The sequence below is a fragment of the Pikeienuella piscinae genome, from assembly GCF_011044155.1.
GTDB lineage: Bacteria > Pseudomonadota > Alphaproteobacteria > Rhodobacterales > Rhodobacteraceae > Pikeienuella > Pikeienuella piscinae.
Map to the genome: position 1 here is coordinate 1,401,025 of NZ_CP049056.1, position 21,712 is coordinate 1,422,736.

General features: G+C 68.1%; 22 protein-coding genes and 1 tRNA gene. 19 read left to right on the plus strand and 4 right to left on the minus strand.

The features are described 5' to 3' along the window. Positions 1-130 precede the first annotated feature (130 nt). From wecB to G5B40_RS06810, 3 genes are read left to right on the plus strand one after another with little or no spacing between them, the layout of a single operon-like run. The gene (gene wecB, locus G5B40_RS06800; protein ID WP_165096674.1) at positions 131-1,207 is read left to right on the plus strand and encodes a non-hydrolyzing UDP-N-acetylglucosamine 2-epimerase; all 1,077 of its coding nucleotides are present in this window, start codon (positions 131-133) and stop codon (positions 1,205-1,207) included. Further along, entirely contained in the window at positions 1,137-2,495 is a 1,359-nt protein-coding gene (gene wecC, locus G5B40_RS06805; protein WP_246209738.1) for a UDP-N-acetyl-D-mannosamine dehydrogenase, read from the plus strand. The genes wecB and wecC overlap by 71 nt, the downstream gene beginning before the upstream one ends. A 3-nt stretch (positions 2,496-2,498) precedes the next feature. Beyond that, positions 2,499-4,253: a glycosyltransferase family 4 protein gene (locus tag G5B40_RS06810; RefSeq protein WP_165096677.1), complete on the plus strand. Its 1,755-nt coding sequence runs from the start codon at positions 2,499-2,501 to the stop codon at positions 4,251-4,253. A 49-nt stretch (positions 4,254-4,302) separates the two neighbouring features. On the opposite strand, the gene G5B40_RS06815 is transcribed toward G5B40_RS06810, so the two are convergent. Then, positions 4,303-5,430, minus strand: coding sequence for an aminotransferase class V-fold PLP-dependent enzyme (locus tag G5B40_RS06815; RefSeq protein ID WP_165096680.1), 1,128 nt, complete (start codon positions 5,428-5,430; stop codon positions 4,303-4,305). A 309-nt stretch (positions 5,431-5,739) separates the two neighbouring features. Between G5B40_RS06815 and G5B40_RS20890 the strand changes: the two genes are divergently transcribed. From G5B40_RS20890 to G5B40_RS06835, 4 genes are all read left to right on the plus strand, one after another. Continuing rightward, positions 5,740-6,381: a choice-of-anchor E domain-containing protein gene (locus tag G5B40_RS20890; protein WP_179961604.1), complete on the plus strand. Its 642-nt coding sequence runs from the start codon at positions 5,740-5,742 to the stop codon at positions 6,379-6,381. 122 nt (positions 6,382-6,503) lie between these two features. Further along, on the plus strand, positions 6,504-7,193 hold the full coding sequence (locus G5B40_RS06825; protein WP_165096683.1) for a DUF2161 family putative PD-(D/E)XK-type phosphodiesterase: 690 nt from the start codon (positions 6,504-6,506) through the stop codon (positions 7,191-7,193). Between the two features lie 5 nt (positions 7,194-7,198). Continuing rightward, on the plus strand, positions 7,199-8,572 hold the full coding sequence (locus G5B40_RS06830) for a cytochrome P450 (protein WP_165096686.1): 1,374 nt from the start codon (positions 7,199-7,201) through the stop codon (positions 8,570-8,572). Between the two features lie 498 nt (positions 8,573-9,070). Then, positions 9,071-10,318: an MFS transporter gene (locus G5B40_RS06835; RefSeq protein WP_165096689.1), complete on the plus strand. Its 1,248-nt coding sequence runs from the start codon at positions 9,071-9,073 to the stop codon at positions 10,316-10,318. A 131-nt stretch (positions 10,319-10,449) separates the two neighbouring features. Here G5B40_RS06835 and G5B40_RS06840 read toward each other — a convergent pair whose 3' ends face one another. Beyond that, positions 10,450-10,917, minus strand: coding sequence for an outer membrane protein assembly factor BamE (locus G5B40_RS06840; RefSeq protein WP_165096692.1), 468 nt, complete (start codon positions 10,915-10,917; stop codon positions 10,450-10,452). 158 nt (positions 10,918-11,075) lie between these two features. On the opposite strand from G5B40_RS06840, the gene G5B40_RS06845 reads away from it, so the two are divergent. From G5B40_RS06845 to gatA, 11 genes are all read left to right on the plus strand, one after another. Next, positions 11,076-11,642 (plus strand): YceD family protein, encoded by a 567-nt coding sequence (locus G5B40_RS06845; protein WP_165096695.1) that lies wholly within the window; start codon positions 11,076-11,078, stop codon positions 11,640-11,642. Positions 11,643-11,810: 168 nt separating this feature from the next. Continuing rightward, complete coding sequence (gene rpmF / locus G5B40_RS06850) at positions 11,811-12,017, plus strand: 50S ribosomal protein L32 (RefSeq protein WP_165096698.1); 207 nt, start codon at positions 11,811-11,813, stop codon at positions 12,015-12,017. Positions 12,018-12,062: 45 nt separating this feature from the next. Continuing rightward, positions 12,063-13,133, plus strand: a complete 1,071-nt coding sequence (plsX, locus tag G5B40_RS06855; RefSeq protein WP_165096701.1) for a phosphate acyltransferase PlsX — start codon at positions 12,063-12,065, stop codon at positions 13,131-13,133. A 25-nt stretch (positions 13,134-13,158) separates the two neighbouring features. Next, positions 13,159-14,133: a beta-ketoacyl-ACP synthase III gene (locus G5B40_RS06860; RefSeq protein WP_165096704.1), complete on the plus strand. Its 975-nt coding sequence runs from the start codon at positions 13,159-13,161 to the stop codon at positions 14,131-14,133. Between the two features lie 148 nt (positions 14,134-14,281). Further along, the gene (ihfA, locus tag G5B40_RS06865) at positions 14,282-14,575 is read left to right on the plus strand and encodes an integration host factor subunit alpha (RefSeq protein WP_165096706.1); all 294 of its coding nucleotides are present in this window, start codon (positions 14,282-14,284) and stop codon (positions 14,573-14,575) included. Continuing rightward, the gene (locus G5B40_RS06870) at positions 14,576-14,992 is read left to right on the plus strand and encodes a MerR family transcriptional regulator (protein ID WP_165096709.1); all 417 of its coding nucleotides are present in this window, start codon (positions 14,576-14,578) and stop codon (positions 14,990-14,992) included. Between the two features lie 89 nt (positions 14,993-15,081). After that, positions 15,082-15,158 (plus strand) — tRNA-Pro (locus G5B40_RS06875). A gap of 54 nt (positions 15,159-15,212) precedes the next feature. Next, positions 15,213-16,301 (plus strand): 2'-deoxycytidine 5'-triphosphate deaminase, encoded by a 1,089-nt coding sequence (locus tag G5B40_RS06880; RefSeq protein ID WP_165096712.1) that lies wholly within the window; start codon positions 15,213-15,215, stop codon positions 16,299-16,301. Positions 16,302-16,307: 6 nt separating this feature from the next. Next, the gene (locus G5B40_RS06885; protein WP_165096715.1) at positions 16,308-16,997 is read left to right on the plus strand and encodes a ceramidase domain-containing protein; all 690 of its coding nucleotides are present in this window, start codon (positions 16,308-16,310) and stop codon (positions 16,995-16,997) included. 33 nt (positions 16,998-17,030) lie between these two features. Next, complete coding sequence (gatC, locus tag G5B40_RS06890) at positions 17,031-17,318, plus strand: Asp-tRNA(Asn)/Glu-tRNA(Gln) amidotransferase subunit GatC (protein ID WP_165096718.1); 288 nt, start codon at positions 17,031-17,033, stop codon at positions 17,316-17,318. Then, positions 17,318-18,805, plus strand: coding sequence for an Asp-tRNA(Asn)/Glu-tRNA(Gln) amidotransferase subunit GatA (gatA, locus tag G5B40_RS06895; RefSeq protein WP_165096721.1), 1,488 nt, complete (start codon positions 17,318-17,320; stop codon positions 18,803-18,805). Before gatC ends, gatA begins: the two co-directional genes overlap by 1 nt. 31 nt (positions 18,806-18,836) lie before the next feature. On the opposite strand, the gene G5B40_RS06900 is transcribed toward gatA, so the two are convergent. Both G5B40_RS06900 and G5B40_RS06905 read right to left on the minus strand, forming a co-directional pair. Then, positions 18,837-19,043: a cold-shock protein gene (locus tag G5B40_RS06900; protein WP_165096724.1), complete on the minus strand. Its 207-nt coding sequence runs from the start codon at positions 19,041-19,043 to the stop codon at positions 18,837-18,839. A gap of 187 nt (positions 19,044-19,230) precedes the next feature. Then, complete coding sequence (locus G5B40_RS06905; protein WP_165096727.1) at positions 19,231-20,067, minus strand: amino acid ABC transporter substrate-binding protein; 837 nt, start codon at positions 20,065-20,067, stop codon at positions 19,231-19,233. Positions 20,068-20,190: 123 nt separating this feature from the next. Here G5B40_RS06905 and gatB point away from each other — a divergent pair, with 123 nt between their 5' ends. Then, positions 20,191-21,705 carry an Asp-tRNA(Asn)/Glu-tRNA(Gln) amidotransferase subunit GatB gene (gene gatB, locus G5B40_RS06910; RefSeq protein WP_165096730.1) on the plus strand — a complete coding sequence of 505 codons (1,515 nt, stop codon included), beginning with the start codon at positions 20,191-20,193 and terminating at the stop codon, positions 21,703-21,705. The last annotated feature ends 7 nt before the right edge of the window (positions 21,706-21,712 follow it).

Here is a 21,712-nt window from a genome sequence, read left to right on the forward strand (position 1 = left end):
AGCCAGAGACACCCGGATTACCTCATCGCGCAATTGTTCCAGGGCGCTTGAGAAGCGGCGACGGCAATCGGGAGAGACGGGTTCAGTGAAAACCTTATGTGTTCTTGGCACGCGCCCGGAGGCCATTAAAATGGCCCCTCTCGTTCGGGCGCTCCGCGCCGACGACAGGTTCGACAGTCGGCTCTGCGTGACGGGACAACACCGGGAAATGCTGGATCAGGTCCTTGGCCTGTTCGACCTGAAGCCCGACTACGACCTTGAACTGATGACACCTGACCAGGACCTGACCGATCTCTCCGCGGCGATCCTGAAGGGTGTCCGCGACGTCCTCGCGACCGACAGGCCGGACATCGTGCTGGTGCATGGCGACACCGCGACCACCTTGGCGACATCGCTGGCGAGCTACTATCAGAGAACGCCGATCGGCCATGTCGAGGCGGGACTTCGCACCGGCGATCTCTACGCGCCGTGGCCGGAGGAGGCGAACCGGAAACTGACCGGCGCGCTGGCCGAGCTTCATTTCGCCCCCACGCCGCGCGCGCGCGACAACCTGCTGGCAGAGGGGGTGGCGGCGAAACGCATCACCGTTACCGGCAACACTGTAATCGACGCGCTTCACCTTGTGACGCGGCGCATAGCGGAAGAGCCTGACCTTCGGGCGCGGCTGGAGGCCGAGTTCACCTTTCTCGCCCCGGGCCGGCGCGTCATCCTGGCGACCGGGCACCGCCGCGAGAGTTTCGGCGAGGGTTTCGACCGGATATGCGAGGCGCTGACGCGCGTCGCGAAGGCGCATCCCGACGTGGATATCGTCTATCCCGTGCACCTGAACCCGAACGTCCGGAAACCCGTCAGGGCGCGCCTTTCGAACCTGCGGAACGTGTATCTGATCGAACCGCTCGGCTATGCCGCCTTCGTCTATCTGATGAATCGCGCGCATCTGATACTCACCGATTCAGGCGGCGTTCAGGAGGAGGGCCCATCCCTTGGAAAACCGGTCCTGGTGATGCGCGAGACGACGGAGAGGCCCGAAGCGGTGGAGGCGGGGACGGTCCGACTCGTCGGGACGGAAGTCGAGAAAATCTGCGCCGAGATCGAAATTCTTCTATCTGATAAAGACGCCTACGAAAGGATGAGCCGTGCCGAGAACCCATATGGCGATGGAAAGGCCTGCGCCCGCATCCTCGAGTTCCTCGCGAGAGCGCTCTGAAGGGGACGATCACGGGTTCGACAAGGTCGCCGTCGTCGGCCTGGGTTATATCGGGTTGCCCACGGCGGCGATCTTCGCCGGAAGAAAGGTCAAGGTCGTCGGAATCGACGTCGACAGGAAGACGGTCGCCACGATCAATCGCGGCGAGATCCACATCAAGGAGCCCGAGCTCGACATCCTGGTGCGGGCCGTCGTGGCCAATCAGTTCCTGCGCGCGACCGACGCGCCCGAACCGGCCGACGCGTTCCTGATCGCCGTGCCGACGCCCTTCCGGAACGGCGCCGACGGCGCGGCGCGGGACCCTGATCTCAGTTTCGTTCAGGCGGCCAGCGCATCCATCGCCCCGGTTCTGAAACCCGGCGACATCGTCGTCCTCGAATCGACATCGCCGGTCGGAACGACGGAGAAGATGGCCGGCTGGCTCGCCGATGCGCGCCCCGATCTCACCTTTCCGCAGGACGCCGGCGAAGCCTCCGACATCCGGATCGCGCATTGCCCGGAACGGGTCCTGCCGGGCCGGGTGCTGCGGGAATTCGTCCAGAACGACCGGCTGATCGGCGGAATGACGCCGCGGTGCTCGGCGATGGCGGCGAAGCTCTACGGCCTTGTCGTCGAGGGCGAATGCATCGTCACGACGCCGCGGACGGCCGAACTCGCCAAGCTGACGGAGAACAGCTTTCGCGACCTGAACATCGCGTTCGCGAACGAGTTGTCGATGATTTGCGACGAACTCGGCGTCGACGTCTGGGAGCTCATCAACCTCGCGAACCGTCATCCGCGCGTGAATGTGCTGCAACCGGGCGCCGGCGTCGGCGGCCATTGCATCGCGGTCGATCCGTGGTTCATCGTCAGCAGCGCGCCCGGCTCCTCGCGTCTCATCCGGACCGCCCGCGAAATCAACGACGCCAAGCCCGGATGGGTGCTGATGAAGATCGAGTCCGCGATCGCCGCAACGGTCGACGCGGGCCTCAGGGGGCGGGCGTCCGATGTCACGGTCGCGTGCTACGGCCTGTCGTTCAAACCGGATATCGACGATCTGCGAGAAAGCCCCGCGGTGCATATCGCGCGCGAGCTCTGCGACCGTCATCCGGGCCGCGTTCTCGCGGTCGAGCCGCATATCGACGCGCTCCCGCCCAGCTTGAACCGGGCGCAAAAATGCGATCTGCAGACCGCGATCGAAACGGCCGACATACACGTTATCCTCGTCTCCCATTCGGAGTTCCGCGCGCTGGATCGGCGCATGTGGCCCGGCGCGACGATCGACGTCGCCGGCCCCTTCCGGAGCTGACCGATGGCGGCGCCCCCGACGAACAGCACCAGCGACGCCCCGTTCGCGGCCGGCGTCATCGCGCGCATCCGGCGCGTTCTCGGGGTGCGGCCCCCCTCGCCTCAGATGCTGGTCGACGCCTGGCGAGGCGGCGGCGCCAACGCCGTGCTGAAGGCGATCGACCGGCGCTTCGCCGCGAACGAGGCGCGGCGCCTGGAGACGGTGACGCAGGCCGCCGCGGCGATCCGCGCCGCCGGCCACCTCGACGCGGACCTGCCGCTCGTCGTGGCGGCGACGAGCGGCGGCGCGCCGGCCAAGACGAGCCGTCGCCTGTTCCGCGCGGCCGATGACGCCGGAAACGCGCCGCTCGCCCATGCCGCCGCGACTCGGCTGGAAGCGTTGCTCGCGACCGGGACCACAGCCGAGCCGGAGCCCGCCGGCGACGACGCCGAGGCGCTGAGCAATTTCAAGCGCCGGCTATCCTACCGTCTCGGCATGATCGAACGCCTGGGCTGCGCGGCGCCGTCGCGGCGCGTCGCGCCCGCTCCCGGCCGCGTCGCCTATCTGCTGCAAAGCAGCCTGCCCTATGTATCGAGCGGTTATGCGATCCGCGCGCACGGGCTGGCCGACGCGTTGCAAAAGCGCGGGCTCGACATGCTCTGCGTGACGCGGCCGGGATTCCCGCAGGTCAGAACCGGATTCGCGCCGGAGACCCCGGTCCCCGAGAGCGAGGAGATCGACGGCGTTCGGTATCGGCGCCTTCCCTTCGCGGGCAAGCCGACCGATCCCGATTATTTTGATCGCGCCGCCGATGCGACCACCGATCTGCTGGTCGAGACGCGGCCACAACTGGTGATGGCCGCCTCTCCCTACTGGAACGCCCTCCCCGGCCTCATCGCCGCGCGCCGGATCGGCGCGCCGTTCCATTACGAGGTCAAGGGCTTCTGGGAGATCACCAAAGCCTCCCATTCCCCCGAGTTCGCGGCGAGCAAGCGGTTCGAGGAGCTCCGCGCCCTCGAAGGCGCGGTCGCGCGCGCCGCGGATCATGTCTTCACGCTGACGCGCTTCATGGCCGGGGAGTTGACGCGCCGGGGCGTCGCGCCCGAGCGCATTTCGCTACTGCCGAACGCCTGCGATACGGATCGCTTCGCGCCGGCGCCCCCCGACGGCGAACTTCGCGCCGAGCTCGGCCTGCCGCCCGACATTCCCGTCATCGGCTTCATCGGATCGTTCGAACCCTATGAAGGGCTGGACGACCTGATCCGCGCGGCGGCGCAGCTCAGGCGGAGCGGGCGCAAATTTCGCCTGCTGATCGTCGGCGCCGAAAACTCCCAGGGTCCCGATCCCGGCGCGCTCACCGCCGAACTGAAACGGCTTTCGCAGGAAACCGGCCTTGGCGACTGGATGGTGATGCGCCCGCCCGCGCCGCACGCTCAGGTGCCCGCGCTCTACGCGCTGACCGACGTGGTCTGCATTCCCCGCAAGCCCTTGCCGGTGACCGAAATGGTCTCTCCGCTGAAACCGCTCGAAGCCATGGCGATGGAGCGGGCGGTCGTCGTCTCCGACGTCGCCGCGCTCACGGAGATCGTCGAAGACGGCGTGACGGGCCGCGTCTTCGCCAAGGGCGACAGCGACCGCCTGGCGGACGCGCTCGCCCACCTTGTCGACGACGCGCCGCTCCGCCGCTCGCTCGGCGCGGCGGCGCGGCGCTGGGTGCTGACGGAGCGGACCTGGGAAGGCGTCGCCGAACGCGCCCGCCGCAAATTCGTGATCCGGTGACGAGACGCGAAGCCAGAACGGGCCAGCGGTCCGCCGCGCCGGGCGAAGGTCAGAAAACCTTGTCGAGCGCGCTATCCAGCCGCGCCACCGCGCCGTCGACGTCGCGCAGCTTGTCGAGCCCGAAGAGCCCGACCCTGAAACTGGCGTAGTCCGGCCCCTCATCGACCATCAGCGGCACCCCGGCGGCGACCTGATATCCGTGTTTCGCGAATTTCGCGCCCGACTTCACGTCGGGATCGCTGGTGAAGGCGACGACGACGCCCGGCGCCTCGAACCCTTCCGCCGCGACCGATTTCAGGCCATGCGCCGCGAAACTCGCGCGCACCCGCCGCCCGAGCTCCTGCTGGGCGGTTTTCAGCTTGTCGAAGCCTTCGGCCTCCGCCTCCTTCATCGCGTCGCGGAAGCGACGGAGCGCGTCGGTCGGCATCGTCGCGTGATAGGCGTGACCGCCGGTCTCATAAACCTCCATGATCTTCGTCCAGATCGTGAGGTCCAGCGCGAAGGAGGAGGAGCTGCGCCCCTTCATCTCTTCCCTCGCCCGCGTCGACATCATCACCAGGCCGGCGGAGGGCGACGACGACCAGCCCTTCTGCGGAGCCGAGATCAGCACGTCGACGCCGAGCGCCTTCATGTCGACCCAGATGCAGCCGGAGGCGACGCAGTCGAGCACGAAAAGCCCGCCAACCTCGCGCGTCGCCGTCGCGATGGAGGCGACGTAATCGTCCGGAAGGATCATGCCCGAGGCGGTCTCGACATGCGGCGCGAAGACTGCGGCGGGCCGCGTCTCGCGGATCTTCGCGACCACCTCGTCGACCGGCGTCGGCGCGAAGGGCGCGTCCGGCGCGTTGCCGACGCGGCGCGCCTTCATCACCTCATGGCCGGCGACGACGCCGCCCGCCTCGAATATCTGCGTCCAGCGATAGGAGAACAGGCCATTGCGCACCACCAGCGCCTCTTCGCCCTCGACGAACATCCGCGCCACCGACTCCATCGCATAGGTGCCGCCGCCGGGCACGATGGCGACATGATCGGCGGCGTAGACCGATTTCAGCGTCGAGGAGATGTCGCGCATCACGGTCTGGAACGCCGCGCTCATGTGATTGAGCGACCGGTCGGTGAAAACAACGGAGTATTCCAGCAATCCGTCAGGGTCGATATCGGAAAGAAGGGCGGTCATCGGTCACTCCTCGCAGTTATGCCGTATCCGACAGGGTTTAGGCCGGAACCCGCGCCGGGGCGAGCGGAAACCTTCGCCCCCGGCGTGTGACGCGTGTTTCCCCCCGCCCGGCCCAACTCCCGCCGCCACACTCGGCGCGTGATATTTGCGACGAATTCTGTTAAGAATTCCGGTCTGCGCGGACAGGAACCGCGCGGGTCGGAACCGAAGGCGACTGCGACAAAGAAGAGAAACTGCGGGAGACCGAATTCACAGACGACACCGAAATACCTGGATCACGCGTCACCCCGCCATCAGGAAGGTTTCATCATGTCAGTCAAGTTTGTCTCTGCAATCATTGGATGCGCGTTACTGACTTCCCCCGCCCATGCGGCGACGGTCACATTTTCCGATCTGGCGCCTCTGGCTGATGTCGAAATCGGCGGCGTTCTCTCAGTAAGCAAGTTCGATCCCGCCCTTGGAACGCTCACCGCCGTATCATGGGAGATCAACGGTGCGATCGCGTCCATCCTCGGGGTCGTAAACGATTCGACCGGATCGATCACCGGCTCGGCCTTCACCAATGTCGATTTCAACGTGGACGCCGCGGAACTCTCCCTCGGAGCATCGCCGGATTTCACGGTAAGCGCCAGCACCGGCGACGTCGCGCTTGGCGTCGGAGCAGCGGCGCTGTTTCCGGTCAGCGGGTCGTTCATGCTGACCGGGTCCGAGACGCCGGGCGCCGCGTTTCTCGCTCCGGGGATGATCGATCTTTCCTTCGCCACCCTGACATCCTTCGGCGCCACGGGTTTCGGCGGCGACATCACCATTTCGCAAGCGACCGACGCCGGGATTTCGTTCTCCATCACCTATGATTACGCGGTCGTCCCGCTGCCGGCCTCGCTGGCGCTCCTGGGCGGCGCGCTCGGGCTTCTCGGTCTTCTCGGGCGTCGACGGCGCATCGCGGGCTGAAACCGGCGCCGGCAGCGCCGCTCGCCGAAACCCGCGCCCGGCGCGGCGCGCGCGTCCGCTTGGGCGGGCGGCGCGCGTTCATTTCGCCTTCACAACGCGCCGCGCGCGTCTATCCTTCGCGCATGAAACCCGCCGCCGAATCCGATCTCTACGCGCCCGTGAAAGCCTTCCTCGAAGCACAGGGCTATGAGGTGAAGGCGGAGATCGGCCCCTGCGACGTCCTTGCGGTTCGCGGCGAGGAGGAGCCGGTCGTGGTGGAGCTGAAACTCTCCTTCTCGCTCGCGCTGGTGATGCAGGGGGTCGCGCGCCAGGCGCTATTCGACCAGGTCTATCTCGCGGTGCCCGCCTCCGGCGCGCGGGGCTGGCGGCTTCGCTACAAGGATATCACGCGGCTCTGCCGCCGGCTCGGACTCGGTCTGCTCGCGGTGCGCTTTGACCGCGGCGCGCCCACGGTCGAGGCGCATCTCGACCCGGGCCCCTACGCGCCGCGCCGCAACGCCGCGCGACGCGGCCGGCTTCTGCGCGAATTCCAGCGCCGCGCGGGCGATCCGAACCGCGGCGGCGCGAGCGGCGAAAAGCGCGTCACCGCCTACCGGCAGGACGCGCTTCGCCTCGCCGCGCATCTCGCGGCGGCCGGCCCGACGAAAGCCGCGGTCGCCGCACGCGAGACCGGCGTCGCCCGCGCCGGCGCGATCTTCCGCGCCGATCATTACGGCTGGTTCCAGCGCGTGGCGCGCGGCGTCTACGCGCTCACCCCGGACGGCGAAACGGGCGTGCGGGCCTTCCCCCCGCCGCCCGCCGCGCCTAAATGAAGCTGATGGACGGCCCGGCCCCCGCACCCCCCCGGATCGAGCCGCCGAGAGTGGCGGTCGCCACCCGTCCGCTCACCATCATGGAGACGGTGAGAAAAGCCCGGCGCAACGTGCTCGAAATCGTGCCCGCCCTCGCCTATCGCCAGCCGATGCTGAGCGGCGTCACGGTGAAGCGCTGGCATATGGTCATGGACCCCGGCGCGCTGGAACGGGTCCTGAAGGACCGGGTCGAGAGCTACCCGAAATCGCCGGTCACGAAGCGGCTCCTGAAACCCGCCATCGGCGACAGTCTCTTCAACGCCGAGGGCGCGCACTGGCGCTGGCAGCGCCGCGCCGCCGCGCCGGTCTTCGCGCATCGCCACCTCGTCGCCCTCGCCCCGGTGATGACCGCCGCCGCCGCGCGCTCGGCCCGAAGAATCGGCGATGAGATGAGCGCGCGCGGCCGCATCGACGCCTATGAGCAGATGATCGCCGCCACCTTCGACGTGATCTGCGACGTCGCCCTTTCCGGCCGCGAGACGCTGGATCGCGACGCCGTCTCCACCGCGATCTCCAGCTATATGGAGACGGTGGGCCGCGTATCGCTGCTCGACGTGCTGTCCGTGCCGACATGGGTGCCGAGGCCGGCGACGGTCTTCCGGCGAAAATCCTCCGACCTCCGCCCACTGATGGACCGGGTCATCGCCGCGCGCGCCGATGCGCCGCCGCGCGAGGACCTGATGGATCTCATGCGCTTCGCCGAGGATCCGGAGAGCGGGCGGAAGATGACCCCGGCGGAATTGCGCGACAACATGCTCGCCTTCATCGTCGCCGGGCATGAGACGACGGCGCTTGCGCTTTCCTGGGCGCTCTATCTGCTCGCAATCGACCCGGCGGCGCAGGAGCGCGCGCGGACGGAGGCGCGCGCGGCGCTCGGCGACGGCCCGGCGGAAGCCGCGCATCTTCCCGCGCTCACCTATGTCGGACAGGTGCTGGAGGAGGCGATGCGCCTCTATCCCCCCGCCGCCTTTCTCGCGCGGATCGCGCTGGATGACGACCGGCTCTGCGGCCGGCCGATCGCGGCGGGCGACATCCTGATGCTGCCGATCTACGCGCTCCATCGCCATCACATGCTCTGGGACGATCCCGACGCGTTCGATCCCGACCGTTTCGCGCCGGAGGCCGCGAAATCCCGCCACCGCTATCAGTATCTCCCCTTCGGCGCCGGGCCGCGAATCTGCATCGGCATGGGTTTCGCGCTGATGGAGGCGAAGCTGATCCTTGCGACGCTGCTGGCGAAATGGCGCTTCGCGCCCGATGGTCCGGCGCCCGAACCGGCGATGAACCTCACGCTCCGTCCGCGCGGCGGGGTCGGCCTTCGCGCGGCGGCGGGCGTCTGAGCGCCTCTCTGCCCGGGCCGGAAGGCGCGCGGCCCCGACATGCGGCCCGCCGTTCACCTTTGATAACGCCGGCGCACATCGCCGCGATCGCGTCCTCGTCCGTCGAAGCCCCGCGCACGCCGATAGGGGCCTGAATCCGGCCCCGCACGGCGCGCGAAGCGAAGGCCGCTGGAGTGCGCCGCGGCCTTCGCCCCTTTTCCCGGCGGTCCATGCGCGCCCGCGGCTCAAACGGGGCTCACGCCATTCCGGGACGCCCCGCTCCTTCTTCCGGCCAGAATCGGGCTGGAGGCGCGGGCCGGACAGGCGACGCTCCCGCGCCGGCGCCCCTCAGCTCATCCCCATCCGCCTGGGCGCGGGCGCCTGTCCGATACGGCATCATCCCCGCATCCTTCCCCCTTGTCAGTGCATCTGCGCACGCGGTCTGGTGCGGCGGGGCCGATTGTGCATTGTGGCACGCGGCGCGCCGTCGCCCCTCGAAGACCACGGAAACAGAGCATCATGACCCTCGCCACAGAAACCCAAGCCCATACCGAGATATTGCACGATGACCGGCGCGCCCGCCGCAATGTCGTGATTCTCGCGGCGGCGAGCGCGTTTCTGGGCGCACAGATGCCGGTGCATTTCGTCCTCGGCGGGCTTTCCGGGCAGTTGCTGGCGACGGACAAGAGCTTCGCCACCCTGCCGATCTCGGCGACGGTGTTCTGCTCGATGCTCGCGGCGCCGCTGATCGCGCTCCTCATGGGCCGCTTCGGCCGGCGCGCGGGCTTCATGGTTGGCGTCGCCGGCGGCGCGACGGGCGCGACGCTCAACGCGCTGGCGCTGATCCAGGGCTCCTTCGCGCTGTTCCTCATCGGCTCGGCGCTCTTCGGGCTCTACATGGCGGCGCAGGGGCAATACCGTTTCGCCGCCGCCGACACCGCCTCGCCGGCCTATCGGCCCAAGGCGATCTCGCTGGTGATGGCGGGGGGGTTGGCTTCCGCCGTGCTCGGCCCCCAGGTGATCGTGCCGCTGACGCGTGACCTGCTCGCGCCGATTCCCTTCGCCGGCGCCTACGCCACGGTGGTGGCGCTGAATCTCGTCGCCTGGCCGATCATCATCCTCATCGACATTCCGCGCCCGCGCCGGCGTGCGAAGAGCGAAGGCTCGGGCCGGCCGCTCCGCGAGATTCTCGCCGTGCCGCGGGTGCGCGCCGCGATCATCTGCGCGATGGTCTCCTACGCGCTGATGAACCTGGTGATGACCGCGGCGCCGCTCGCGGTGGTCGGCTGCGGGTTCTCCCCCGACATGGCCGGAACCGTGGTCATGGCGCATGTGCTGGCGATGTTCGCCCCCTCCTTCTTCACCGGCCATCTGATCGCCCGGTTCGGGGCGGAACGGATCGTCGCGACCGGGCTCGCGCTCCTTGGCGTCACCGCGCTGGTGTCGTTTTCGGGAACGACCGGAGGGCATTTCATCATCGCGCTCGTCCTGCTCGGCCTCGGCTGGAATTTCGGGTTCATCGGCGCGACCGACATGCTGACCTCGAGCCACGAACCCGAGGAGCGCGCGAAGCTGCAGGGCCTGAACGATTTCCTGGTCTTCGGCCTCGTTACCGTCGCCTCGCTCAGTTCGGGCGCGCTGCTGAACGGCTTCGGGAATGTCGTCACCGGCTGGAACGCAGTGAACGCGGCGGTCGCGCCGTTCCTCACCCTCGCCGCCGGGGCGCTGATCTGGCTCGCCTGGCGGCGGCGCAGCGCCACGCGCTGACAAAGCGCGGGCGCGACGGGCGTTCGCCCTGGGTCGTCAAAGGTTCAAGCGCGATCAGAGGACCGGTTCCCGCGTTCGACCGCGACACGGGAACGGCGGAAAAGCCCGAGTCGATCCGAAATCGAACCGATCTAGCCGCCGCCGAGCGGGTCGCCCGAACTGCCGCCGCCGCTGAGCGGGTCGAAGGCCTGCCCGGCGTCGAACTTGCCGAGATTGCCGAAGACCTGCTGAAGGACCGTCATCTCGCGCCCATAGGTTGGCGTGCGGCGCGTGACGAGGTCGATGATCTGGCCATCCTCCAGACCGTAGGACTTCGCGTCGGTGACCAGCCCATCCGCGTTGAACGTCACGGCGACGACCTTCCGGTCGATCACCTCGGGGGCGTAGAAAGCGAATTTCTTGACCTTGGAGGCGGCGAAATACCAAGTGTCGGCGTCGAAACTGCTGACGGTGGACGGCCGACCAAGCTTGCGCATGACCGAGCCGCGCGTGTCCTGGCCGGCGACGATATTGTCCAACTCGGCGCGCTGCGGCGCGAAGCCGTGGTTGACATAGACAGGCTCGCAGGCGCCGAGCGCCAGCACAATCGCCGTCAGCATCGCGGCCGATCCCGCCCTGGCGCCCACGCGCATCATGCTCGCTCCCGTGTTCGTGCCATGCTCGTTCCCGCTCTTGTGTCGGATAGCGCGCGCATGATCTAAGATCAAGCATCAGGCCGCCGCGCCATGGCGCGGGCCCGGAGCAGAAGGGGCGCCTCATGATCGAACCATCGCACCTTTTTCCCCGCTTCCTCAGCCTGCGCGACCTGCCCGGTCTCGACGGGCGCGAGATCGAGGAGCGCGCGACCGAAACCGAACGCGCCGCGATCGCCGAGGCTTACGGGCTGCACGATCTCGCGGCGCTGCGCGTCGAGGCGCGGGTCGCCCGCGAGGGCCGTGACGGCTGGCGTCTCGACGGCCGCCTGGTCGCCTCCGCCACGCAGAACTGTGTCGTGACGCTGGAGCCGGTCGCGGCCGAGATCGACGAGCCGTTCGTCCGGCGGCTGAGGCCGATGAGCGAAGAGGAGGCGGCGGCGCAAGCCGTCGAGATCGACCTCGACCCGGAAGCGGAGGACCCGCCGGAGCCGCTCGGAGACGGCGTCGACCTCGGCGCCGCCGCGCTGGAGACGCTGGCGCTGGCGCTCGACCCCTATCCGCGCGCACCCGGCGCGGTTTTCGCGCCGCGCGCGTCGGCTCCGCGCGGCGTCGCCCCGCTGACCGAGGAGGACGTCCGGCCGTTCGCCGCGCTCCGGGTGTTGAAACGGGGCGCAGAGGGCGGCGATTGACCGGCTTTGGCGACAATGAACGCGCTCGTGCGCGGGGCTTGCTCCGGGCGCGAAAACGCGTATGTTCCGCCTCTCGTTTTCAAGAGGGTCCGCGGTCCCGCCCCGATGGGGTGTGGCCGCTGTCTCTTTACTGGCCGGCGCGGACCGGCATGAGCAAGGAACAGGATCATGGCGGTCCCACAAAACCGGAAGACCCCGTCGAAGCGCAACATGCGCCGCAGTCATGACGGGCTCACGGCTTCGGCCCATCTCGAATGTCCGAACTGCGGCGAACTCAAGCGCCCGCATCATATTTGCGGCGCCTGCGGCTTCTATGCCGGGAAAGAGGTCGTCTCGGTGGTCGATGAGATCGATCTCGACGAAGACGCGGCGTAGAACGCCCACCCGCGTCCGGCGCGCGGACGCCAAGGCGAGTGCGTTATGAGCGAGCAGACGGTTATTTCCGTCGATACGACCGGAGGTGACCGGGGCCCGGGGACGATTCTCGCCGGACTGAACAAGGCTGTCCGTCAGAATCCCGCCGCCCGTTTCATCCTGCATGGCGACGCCGCGGAGATGGAGCGCCTGCTGCGCCGTCGCGCCGCGCTCCGCTCCGCATGCGATCTCCGGCACGCCGAAGGCGTGGTGCCGATGGACGCCAAGCCGTCCTATGTGATCCGCCACGCCAACGGCACGTCGATGCTCGGCGCGCTCGATTCCGTGCGCTCCGGCGAGGCGCAGGTCGCCGTGAGCTGCGGCAACACCGGCGCGCTGATGGCGCTCGCCATGCTGCGGCTCAGGACCGCGCCCGGCGTCGACCGGCCGGCCATCGCCGTCACCTGGCCGAGCCACGCGCCGCATGGCTACAACATCGTGCTCGACGTCGGCGCGGATGTCCGCGCGGACGCCCGCTCGATGGTGGAGTTCGCCGTGATGGGCGCCGAATACGCCCGGCTCTCCTTCAATCTCGCGCGCCCGCGCGTCGGCGTTCTCAATGTCGGCTCGGAGGATCACAAGGGCCGCCCCGGCATTCGCGAGGCCGCGAATCTCATCGCCGAGATCGGGCCGCAGGCCGGCGAGTTCGAATATGTCGGCTTCGTCGAGGGCGGCGATATCGTCTCCGACCGGGTCGACGTGATCGTCACCGACGGCTTCACCGGCAACATCGCGCTGAAAACCGCGGAGGGCGCCGCGCGGCTGATCCATCACGCGATGCGCGACGCCTTCACCAAAACGGTGCTTTCGCGCGCCGCGGCGCTGCTCGCCTATGGCTCGCTTCGCCGGCTTCAGAAACGGATCGACCCGCGGCGGGTCAATGGCGGCGTGTTTCTCGGCCTCGGCGGGGCGGTGGTGAAAAGCCACGGCTCCGCCGACGCCACCGGCGTCGCGGCGGCGGTGAAACTCGCCTTTCGGATGGGCGAAAGCGGCTTCTCGCAGCGCGTTGCGGACCGCATGGCCTTGCTTCCCGAGGGGCGCCGGGCTATCGCCGCCGGACAACAGGATGGCGCCTGACGCTGAGACAGGGGATGAACACGGCATGACGGAGACGCGCGCAGTCGCGATTGGCTGCGGCCACTATCTGCCTCAGCGCGTCGTCGAGAACGAGGAGTTCACGGCGACTCTCGATACTTCGGACGAATGGATTCGCGCCCGCACGGGGATCGAACGCCGCCATTTCGCCGCCGATGGCGAGCTCACATCCGACCTCGGAATCGCCGCCGCCCGCGCCGCGCTGAAGAACGCCGAAATCGGCGGTGAAGAGATCGACGCGGTGATTCTCGCCACCGCCACGCCCGACGCGACCTTCCCCTCCACCGCGACGCAGATCCAGCACGCCATCGGCGCCGGCGGCTTCGCATTCGACATCCAGGCGGTCTGCGCCGGCTTCATGTACGCCCTCGCGACCGCCGACGCGATGATCCGCACCGGGCAGGCGCGCACCGTGCTCGTGGTCGGGGCGGAGACGTTCTCGCGCATTCTGGACTGGACCGACCGGCGCACCTGCGTCCTTTTCGGCGACGGCGCCGGCGCGCTCATCCTGCGCGGCGAGCCGGGCGGCGGCGGAATCGAAGATCGCGGCGTTCTCGGCGTCAAGCTGCGCTCGGACGGCGCGCAGCGCGACCTTCTCTATGTCGATGGCGGCCCCTCGACCACCGGCGACGCAGGAAAGCTGCGGATGCTGGGCCAGGAAGTCTTCAAGCACGCCGTGGTGAAGCTGGCCGATATCGCCCATCAGGTGATGGAGGCCGCCGAAATCGGCGCCGACGACATCGACTGGATGGTGCCGCATCAGGCCAATCTGAGAATCATCGCCCGCACCGCGCTCAAGACCGGCCTGCCGATGGAGCGCGTGGTGGTGACGGTGCAGGATCACGGCAACACCTCCGCCGCATCGATCCCGCTCGCGCTCTCGGTCGCGGTCGGCGACGGGCGCGTGAAGCGGGGCGATCTCCTCCTCATGGAGGGCATCGGCGGCGGACTCGCGTGGGGCGCGGCGCTGCTGCGCTGGTGACGGTTTCGCAACTGCGGAAAGACCCCGCTACAAGCCATTGATATTGACTCTCTTTCACCGTTAGGCGACCTTTACCCCCGTGGCGCGACCGGTGGGCGCTCCATGGATTTGGTCAATCTCTTGACGTCCAGGCGAGGGAGACAGCTTTATGGGCAAGACGCTGACGCGCTCGGATCTCAGCGAGGCCGTCTATCGGGCGGTCGGATTATCGCGCAATGAGTCCGCCGATCTTGTGGAGAGCATACTTCAACATGTCTCCGACTCGATCGTCGAGGGCGAGACGGTGAAGATCTCCTCATTCGGAACCTTCGCCGTGCGCGACAAGGGCGCTCGAATCGGACGAAACCCGAAAACCGGCGAGGAAGTGCCGATCGAACCCCGGCGCGTGCTGGTGTTCCGTCCCTCACATATCCTCAAGGACAAGATAAATGAGGCCCGATAGATGAGGCATGACGAGACCGCCACCGCACGCCGGACGCGGCCCGGCGACGTCGCCCCGCAGAGCCGGGCGCCGGAAAAGTCGGCGGACGCCTTTCGCACCATCAGCGAAGTCGCCGAGCTTCTCGACACGCCGGCCCATGTCCTGCGGTTCTGGGAGAGCAAGTTCAGCCAGATCAAGCCGATGAAGCGGGGCGGCGGCCGGCGCTATTACCGGCCCGAGGACGTGGCGCTGCTGCGCGGCATCCGCGAATTGCTCTATGAGGACGGGCTGACGATCAAGGGCGTGCAGAAGGTTCTTCGCGAGCGCGGCCAGCGCCATGTGGCCGGCCTTGCCGAGGCTGAGGCCGAGCCGGCGCCCGATGTCGATGCGACGCTGGCCCGGCTGGAAGCGCTGCGGAACCGGCTCCGCCAGGAGTGATCGCCGGCGCGGGCTTCGGGAAGCGCGGTCATGCGGGCGCCATTCGCGCTTGCCTCGCGCCGCGCCCGCGCGTAAACCCCGGCGTCGAGCGGGCCATAGCGCAGTTTGGTAGCGCGTCCGTCTGGGGGACGGAAGGTCGTGAGTTCGAATCTCGCTGGCCCGACCAATTGGACCGCCGGCGCCTCGCGGCGCCGGCGGTTCTTTCATCAGCGGGGCCATGATGAGCGCTGAACCGTCATCTGGCGTCCTTCCCGCCCAGGCGCTCCGCGCCATGTTCGAATCGGGCGCCATCGCCGCCGACCTGCCGCTTGCGGCCGGCCAGGTTCAGCCGGCCAGCCTCGATCTGCGGCTTGGCCCGAAAGCCTGGCGCATCCGCGCCAGCTTCCTCGCCGGCGGCGTGCGCACCGTCGCCGAACGGCTCGACGAATTCGCCATGCACGAGATCGACCTCAGCGGCGGCGCCGTGCTGGAGACCGGTTGCGTCTACCTCGTCCCGCTGCAGGAGCGGCTGAACCTTCCCGCCGGCGTCTCCGCCGCCGCCAACGCGAAGAGTTCGACCGGCAGGCTCGATCTCTTCACCCGGCTGATCACCGACCGCGGTGTCGAATTCGACACCGTGGCCGCGGGTTACGAGGGTCCGCTCTACGCCGAGATCAGCCCGCGCACCTTCTCTGTCCTCGTGCGCCCCGGCGCTCGGCTCAACCAGATCCGCTTTCGCCGTGGCGTCGCCGCGCTCTCCGACGCGGCGCTCCGCTCGCTCCATGACGCGCAGCGCCTCGTCGATGTCGAGGCGCAGATCGACGGCGGCCTCGCCTTCTCGGTCGACCTGTCGCCCCCCGCCGACGGGATCGTCGGCTGGCGCGCGCGCCGCCATGCCGGGCTGATCGACCTCGACCGGATCGGCCATTACGACCCGGAGGAATTCTGGACCCCGGTGCGGCCGATGCGCGCCGGCGGCGTGATTCTCGACCCCGGCGCCTTCTACATTCTCGTCAGCCGCGAGGCGGTGCATGTTCCCCCCGACCACGCCGCCGAGATGACGCCCTACATGGCGGTGGCCGGCGAGTTCCGCGTGCATTACGCGGGTTTCTTCGACCCCGGATTCGGCCACGGCCCGGCGGGCGGCGCGGGCTCGCGCGGGGTGCTGGAGGTGCGCTGCCACGAGGCGCCCTTCGCGCTGGAGCACGGGCAGGTCGTCGGCAGGCTGGTCTATGAGCGCATGACCGAAAGGCCGGACATCCTCTACGGCGCCGGGGTGAAGTCCAACTACCAGGGCCAGGGCCTCAAGCTCGCCAAGCAGTTCCGCTGAGGGCGTATGGATTGGGCCGCGAAAGTCGACATCTACTGCGAGCGTCTCGATCCCTCGTTCTGGGCCGAGCCGCTTAACGCGCTCTCCAATCTCGCGTTTCTCGTCGCAGCCTTCATCGCCTTCCGCGCCGCGCGCCGGGCCGGCCGGCTGGAGCTGTTGACGCTCGTGATGATTCTCCTCGCCGTCGCGGTCGGCGTCGGCTCCTTTCTCTTCCACACCTTCGCCACACGCTGGGCGGGCGTCGCGGACACCATGCCGATCCTCCTCTTCATTCTCTTCTATCTCTATCTCGCGGCGCGGCGATATCTTCGTTTGCCGGTCATGGCGGCGCTCGTGGTCCCGGTGGCCTTCGTGCCGTTCGCTGCGCTTTTCACCAATCTCTGGCGCGGCGCGCTCCCGTCGCTGAACGGCTCCGAGGGCTATCTTCCGGTCGTCGTCGCGCTTCTCCTCTTCGGCGCGATCCTGCATTTTCGCGGCCATCCGGCGGCGCCGGCGCTCATTCAGGCCGCCGCGGTCTTCGCGCTCTCGCTCACGTTCCGCAGCCTCGACCAATCGGTCTGCGGCGCGATCCCGATCGGCGTGCACTTTCTCTGGCACTGCCTCAATGGGCTCTTGTTGGCTCTGGTCATGCTCGCCTTCATCCGCCACGGCGCGCCCCGACCCGCCCGCCTTGCGCCCCGCTCCGACGGCGGCTAAACCGCCCCCGTCGTCAAGGAAGCCGGAGGCAACATGTCGGTCGACAAGGACACCGTGCGCCGCGTCGCGCATCTCGCCCGGATCGCCGTCGCGGAGGATGAGCTGGCGCCGCTCGGCGACCGGCTGAACGCGATTCTCGACTTCGCCGATCAACTCGCCGAGGTCGATGTGAACGACGTCGAGCCGATGACCTCGGTCACGCCGATGGCGCTCCGTCAGCGCGACGATGTCGTGACTGACGGCGGCGACGTGGAGAAGGTGCTGATGAACGCGCCGGCGGCCAGACAGGGCTTTTTCGCCGTGCCGAAAGTGGTCGAGTGATGGGCGAGCTCAGCCGCCTCACCCTCGCGGCCGCGCGCGACGGGCTGCGCCGGGGCGATTTCACCGCACGCGAGATCACCGAAGACTGCCTCGCGGAGATCGACGCCGCCGACGCGCTCAACGCCGTGGTGACGAAGACGCCCGAGCGCGCGCGCGCCATGGCCGACGCCGCCGACGCGCGCCTGAAGGCGGGCGACGCGCCCGATATGTGCGGGCTGCCCCTCGGCGTGAAGGATCTCTTCTGCACCGAAGGGGTCAAGAGCCAGGCCGCCTCGAATATTCTCGGCGGGTTCACGCCGCCCTATGAAAGCACCACGACCGCGAAGCTCTGGGCCGAAGGCGCGGTGATGCTCGGCAAGCTGAACATGGACGAATTCGCCATGGGCTCGTCGAACGAGACCTCATGCTACGGGCCTGTCGCCTCGCCCTGGCGACGGGAGGGCGCGAACGCGCCGCTGACGCCGGGCGGCTCCTCCGGCGGCTCTGCCGCCGCCGTCGCCGCCGATCTCTGCCTGGCGGCCACCGGCACCGACACCGGCGGCTCGATCCGCCAGCCCGCCGCCTTCACCGGGATCGTCGGCGTGAAGCCGACCTATGGCCGCGTCTCGCGCTGGGGAATCGTCGCCTTCGCCTCCTCGCTGGACCAGGCCGGGCCGATGGTGAAATCGGTGCGCGACGGCGCCATCATGCTGCGCGCGATGGCCGGGCTCGATACGAAGGACTCGACCTCCGCCGACATTCCCGTGCCAGATTTCGAGGCCGCGCTCACCGGCGATATCCGCGGCAAGACCATCGGCATCCCCCGCGAATACCGCATCGACGGCATGCCCGACGAGATCGAGGCGCTCTGGACCAAGGGCCGGGAGATGCTGGCCGACGCCGGCGCGAAGGTGGTGGACATCTCCCTCCCCCACACGAAATACGCGCTTCCGGCCTATTATATCATCGCGCCGGCCGAGGCGTCCTCCAACCTCGCGCGCTATGACGGCGTGCGTTACGGCGCGCGAGCGAAGCTGGCTGCTGACGACGGCGTGACCGAGATGTTCGAGAAGACCCGCGCCGAAGGGTTCGGCGCCGAAGTCCGCTCACGCGTCATGGTCGGGGCCTATGTGCTTTCCGCCGGCTATTATGACGCCTATTATCTTCGCGCGCAGAAGGTCCGCACCCTGATCCGGCGCGATTTCGAGACCGCCTTCGCCGATGGCGTCGATGCGATCCTGACGCCGGCGACGCCTTCGGCCGCCTTCGCGCTCGGCGAAGTGGGCGGCGACGATCCGGTCGCGATGTATCTCAACGACGTCTTCACGGTGACGGTGAACCTCGCCGGTCTGCCCGGCGTCGCCGTGCCCGCCGGACTTGACGGCGCGGGGCTTCCGCTCGGACTTCAGCTCATCGGCCGGCCGTGGGAGGAGGCGGATATGCTGAACATCGCGCAGGCGCTGGAAAACGCGGCCGGTTTCAGCGCAAAACCGGCGCGATGGTGGTGAGCCGGCCCGGCGCGGCTTGGCCGCGCCCGGTTCAGACCGTCTTCAGATCAGTCGCCGCAAGACGGCCGTTGCGACCCTCCTCCAGCTCATACGAAACCTTCTGACCTTCGTTCAGCCCTTCCATCCCGGAGCGCTGAACTGCAGTAATGTGAACGAAGATATCCTTTTCGCCATCGTCGGGCTCGATGAAGCCATAGCCCTTGGTGACGTTGAACCATTTGACGGTGCCGGTCGGCATGCACTTGCTCCTCGCCTTCGCGCCGCCGCGTCCTTGCGGAGGCGTTCACGCGTCGTCAAACCCAGGCATCGTCTAGGCGCCGGCCCGATAACGAAGTCTGTCTTCAACTCCGCAGCAAAAAAAACTGACAGGAATTGGCCCGAATCACAAGTAGACTTGGCCTGGACGCGCAGATTGCGATCCTTCGCTAGTCCGGCAGCGTCACCACCTGAAAGACCGCGAGCGCGATTTCCGAGAGCGTCACCTCGCCGAGCGAAGCCTCGATCATCTCGTAGATCGCGCCCGACTCGAACGTTTCGCTGAGCGCACGGTCGACCTCCAGCCGCAGCGCCGTTTCGCCGCGCCGCATGGTCAGCGCATAGGGCTCGAACGAGAATTGTTCTTCGGCGAATTGCAGCGGAACGGCCGGGCGCATCCGTCCGAGTTGGTATCTGAGGATCGCCTGATCGCCGAAATAGGCGGCGATCTCGCCCATCGCCAGCGCCTCCAGTCCCTCGACATGGGTGCGATAGCTGATCGGCGTCGCACCGACGGCGCCATGCGCCGTCAGCAGACCGGGCAGGAGGGCCTCCGTCGTGGTGCCCGCGAGCACGCCGACCGGGGCGCCCGAAAGCGCGCCGATCTCCGCCCCCGGCCCGGCGCGAAAGACAACGCTGGCGCCGTCGATGAAATAGGGGATCGAGAAATCCAGCGTCTGGCGCCTGGCGAGCGTCTGCGTCGTCGGCCCGCAGAGCAGGTCGATCCGCCCCTCGGTCAGCGCCTCGAACCGGTTCGCGGCCGTCACCGCGACGTTACGCACCCTGAGCGCGTCCAGCCCGAGCGCCCGCCGCACCGCCTCCGCCGCCCTGGCGCAGAGCGCGACCGCGAGTCCGGCCGGCGCGCCGTCGTCATCCGTGAAAGAGAAGGGTGGCGCATCCGCCCGGTGGCCGAGCCGGATTTCACCACTGGAGCGAACCCGCTCCATCACATCAGCCTGCGCCACGCCCGCGACGAGACATAACGCCAGCGCCATTCGAACGATCATCCCCCGCACTCCCTGTTTTTCCTCAGCTTAGCGGGCGGGGCGGCGCTGGTAAATCATCGCGCCGCGCTTGCCGCCCGGCGGGCCGCGAAGTAGAGAGCGGCTGACCGGAAGCAGGAGCCAGTGATGACCGAACTCGCCTATGCGGAGCCCGCCCCGAAGACCATTCCCGGCGCCACCGGGGAATGGGAGCTGGTGATCGGGATGGAGGTTCACGCCCAGGTCCGTTCCGAATCCAAGCTGTTCTCCGGCGCCTCCACCACTTTCGGGGCGGCGCCGAACAGTCATGTCAGCCTCGTCGACGCGGCGATGCCGGGGATGCTGCCGGTCATCAACCGGTTCTGCGTCGAGCAGGCGGTGCGCGCCGGGCTGGGTCTTAAGGCGAAGATCAACCTCCGCTCGGTCTTCGACCGGAAGAACTATTTCTATCCGGATCTTCCGCAGGGCTACCAGATCAGCCAGTTCAAGCACCCGATCGTCGGCGAGGGCGAAGTGCTGGTCGACATGGCGCCGGGCGTCGCCCGCAAGGTCGGGATCGAGCGCATCCATCTGGAGCAGGACGCAGGCAAGTCCATTCACGACATGGACCCCGCGCTCAGCTTCGTCGACCTCAACCGCACCGGCGTCGCGCTGATGGAGATCGTCTCGCGCCCGCATATCCGGGGGCCGGAGGAAGCGGCGGAATATGTCCGCAAGCTCAGGCAGATCCTCCGTTATCTCGGGGCCTGCGACGGCAACATGCAGGAAGGGAGTCTCCGCGCCGACGTGAACGTCTCGGTCTGCAAGCCCGGCCAGTACGAGAAATATTACGAAAGCGGCGATTTCGCGCATCTCGGCACCCGCTGCGAGATCAAGAACATGAACTCGATGCGCTTCATCCAGCAGGCCATCGAATATGAGGCTCGCCGCCAGATCGCCATTCTGGAGGATGGCGGATCGGTGGATCAGGAAACCCGCCTCTACGATCCCGGCAAGGGTGAAACCCGCTCGATGCGCTCGAAGGAAGAGGCGCATGATTACCGCTATTTCCCCGATCCCGATCTTCTGCCGCTGGAATTCGATCAGGCCTATGTCGACGCCATCGCCGCCACGCTGCCCGAGCTGCCGGACGCGAAGAAGGCCCGCTTCGTCACCGAATACGGCGTCACCGAATACGACGCCGGCGTGCTGACCGCCGAGGTCGAAAACGCCGCCTTCTTCGAGGCCGTCGCCGCCGGCCGCGACGGCAAGGCCGCCGCCAACTGGGTCATCAACGAGCTATTCGGCCGGCTGAACAAGGAGGGGCTTGGCGTCGCGCAGAGCCCGGTCGCCGCCCAGCAGCTTGGCGGGGTTATCGACCTGATCGCGTCGGGCGAGATTTCCGGCAAGATCGCCAAGGAGCTTTTCGAAATCCTCTGGACCGAAGGCGGCGACCCGGCGGAGATCGTCGAGACGCGCGGCATGAAACAGGTCACCGACACCGGCGCGATCGAAGCCGCGGTGGACGAGGTGATCGCCGCCAATCCGGAAAAGGCCGAACAGGCGCGGGCGAAACCCTCGATGGCGGGCTGGTTCGTCGGCCAGGTGATGAAGGCGACCGGCGGCAAGGCCAATCCGCAGGCGGCCGGGATCATGGTGAAGCGGAAGCTCGGGATCGAGTGAGGTCGGG

Coding starts and splice junctions, on each gene's coding strand:
- wecB (WP_165096674.1), top strand. CDS start 131: ATGGCCCCTCTCGTTCGGGCGCTCCGCGCCGACGACAGGTTCGACAGT.
- G5B40_RS06810 (WP_165096677.1), top strand. CDS start 2,499: ATGGCGGCGCCCCCGACGAACAGCACCAGCGACGCCCCGTTCGCGGCC.
- G5B40_RS06815 (WP_165096680.1), bottom strand. CDS start 5,430: ATGACCGCCCTTCTTTCCGATATCGACCCTGACGGATTGCTGGAATAC.
- G5B40_RS20890 (WP_179961604.1), top strand. CDS start 5,740: ATGTCAGTCAAGTTTGTCTCTGCAATCATTGGATGCGCGTTACTGACT.
- G5B40_RS06825 (WP_165096683.1), top strand. CDS start 6,504: ATGAAACCCGCCGCCGAATCCGATCTCTACGCGCCCGTGAAAGCCTTC.
- G5B40_RS06830 (WP_165096686.1), top strand. CDS start 7,199: ATGGACGGCCCGGCCCCCGCACCCCCCCGGATCGAGCCGCCGAGAGTG.
- G5B40_RS06835 (WP_165096689.1), top strand. CDS start 9,071: ATGACCCTCGCCACAGAAACCCAAGCCCATACCGAGATATTGCACGAT.
- G5B40_RS06840 (WP_165096692.1), bottom strand. CDS start 10,917: ATGCTGACGGCGATTGTGCTGGCGCTCGGCGCCTGCGAGCCTGTCTAT.
- G5B40_RS06845 (WP_165096695.1), top strand. CDS start 11,076: ATGATCGAACCATCGCACCTTTTTCCCCGCTTCCTCAGCCTGCGCGAC.
- rpmF (WP_165096698.1), top strand. CDS start 11,811: ATGGCGGTCCCACAAAACCGGAAGACCCCGTCGAAGCGCAACATGCGC.
- plsX (WP_165096701.1), top strand. CDS start 12,063: ATGAGCGAGCAGACGGTTATTTCCGTCGATACGACCGGAGGTGACCGG.
- G5B40_RS06860 (WP_165096704.1), top strand. CDS start 13,159: ATGACGGAGACGCGCGCAGTCGCGATTGGCTGCGGCCACTATCTGCCT.
- ihfA (WP_165096706.1), top strand. CDS start 14,282: ATGGGCAAGACGCTGACGCGCTCGGATCTCAGCGAGGCCGTCTATCGG.
- G5B40_RS06870 (WP_165096709.1), top strand. CDS start 14,576: ATGAGGCATGACGAGACCGCCACCGCACGCCGGACGCGGCCCGGCGAC.
- G5B40_RS06880 (WP_165096712.1), top strand. CDS start 15,213: ATGAGCGCTGAACCGTCATCTGGCGTCCTTCCCGCCCAGGCGCTCCGC.
- G5B40_RS06885 (WP_165096715.1), top strand. CDS start 16,308: ATGGATTGGGCCGCGAAAGTCGACATCTACTGCGAGCGTCTCGATCCC.
- gatC (WP_165096718.1), top strand. CDS start 17,031: ATGTCGGTCGACAAGGACACCGTGCGCCGCGTCGCGCATCTCGCCCGG.
- gatA (WP_165096721.1), top strand. CDS start 17,318: ATGGGCGAGCTCAGCCGCCTCACCCTCGCGGCCGCGCGCGACGGGCTG.
- G5B40_RS06900 (WP_165096724.1), bottom strand. CDS start 19,043: ATGCCGACCGGCACCGTCAAATGGTTCAACGTCACCAAGGGCTATGGC.
- G5B40_RS06905 (WP_165096727.1), bottom strand. CDS start 20,067: ATGATCGTTCGAATGGCGCTGGCGTTATGTCTCGTCGCGGGCGTGGCG.
- gatB (WP_165096730.1), top strand. CDS start 20,191: ATGACCGAACTCGCCTATGCGGAGCCCGCCCCGAAGACCATTCCCGGC.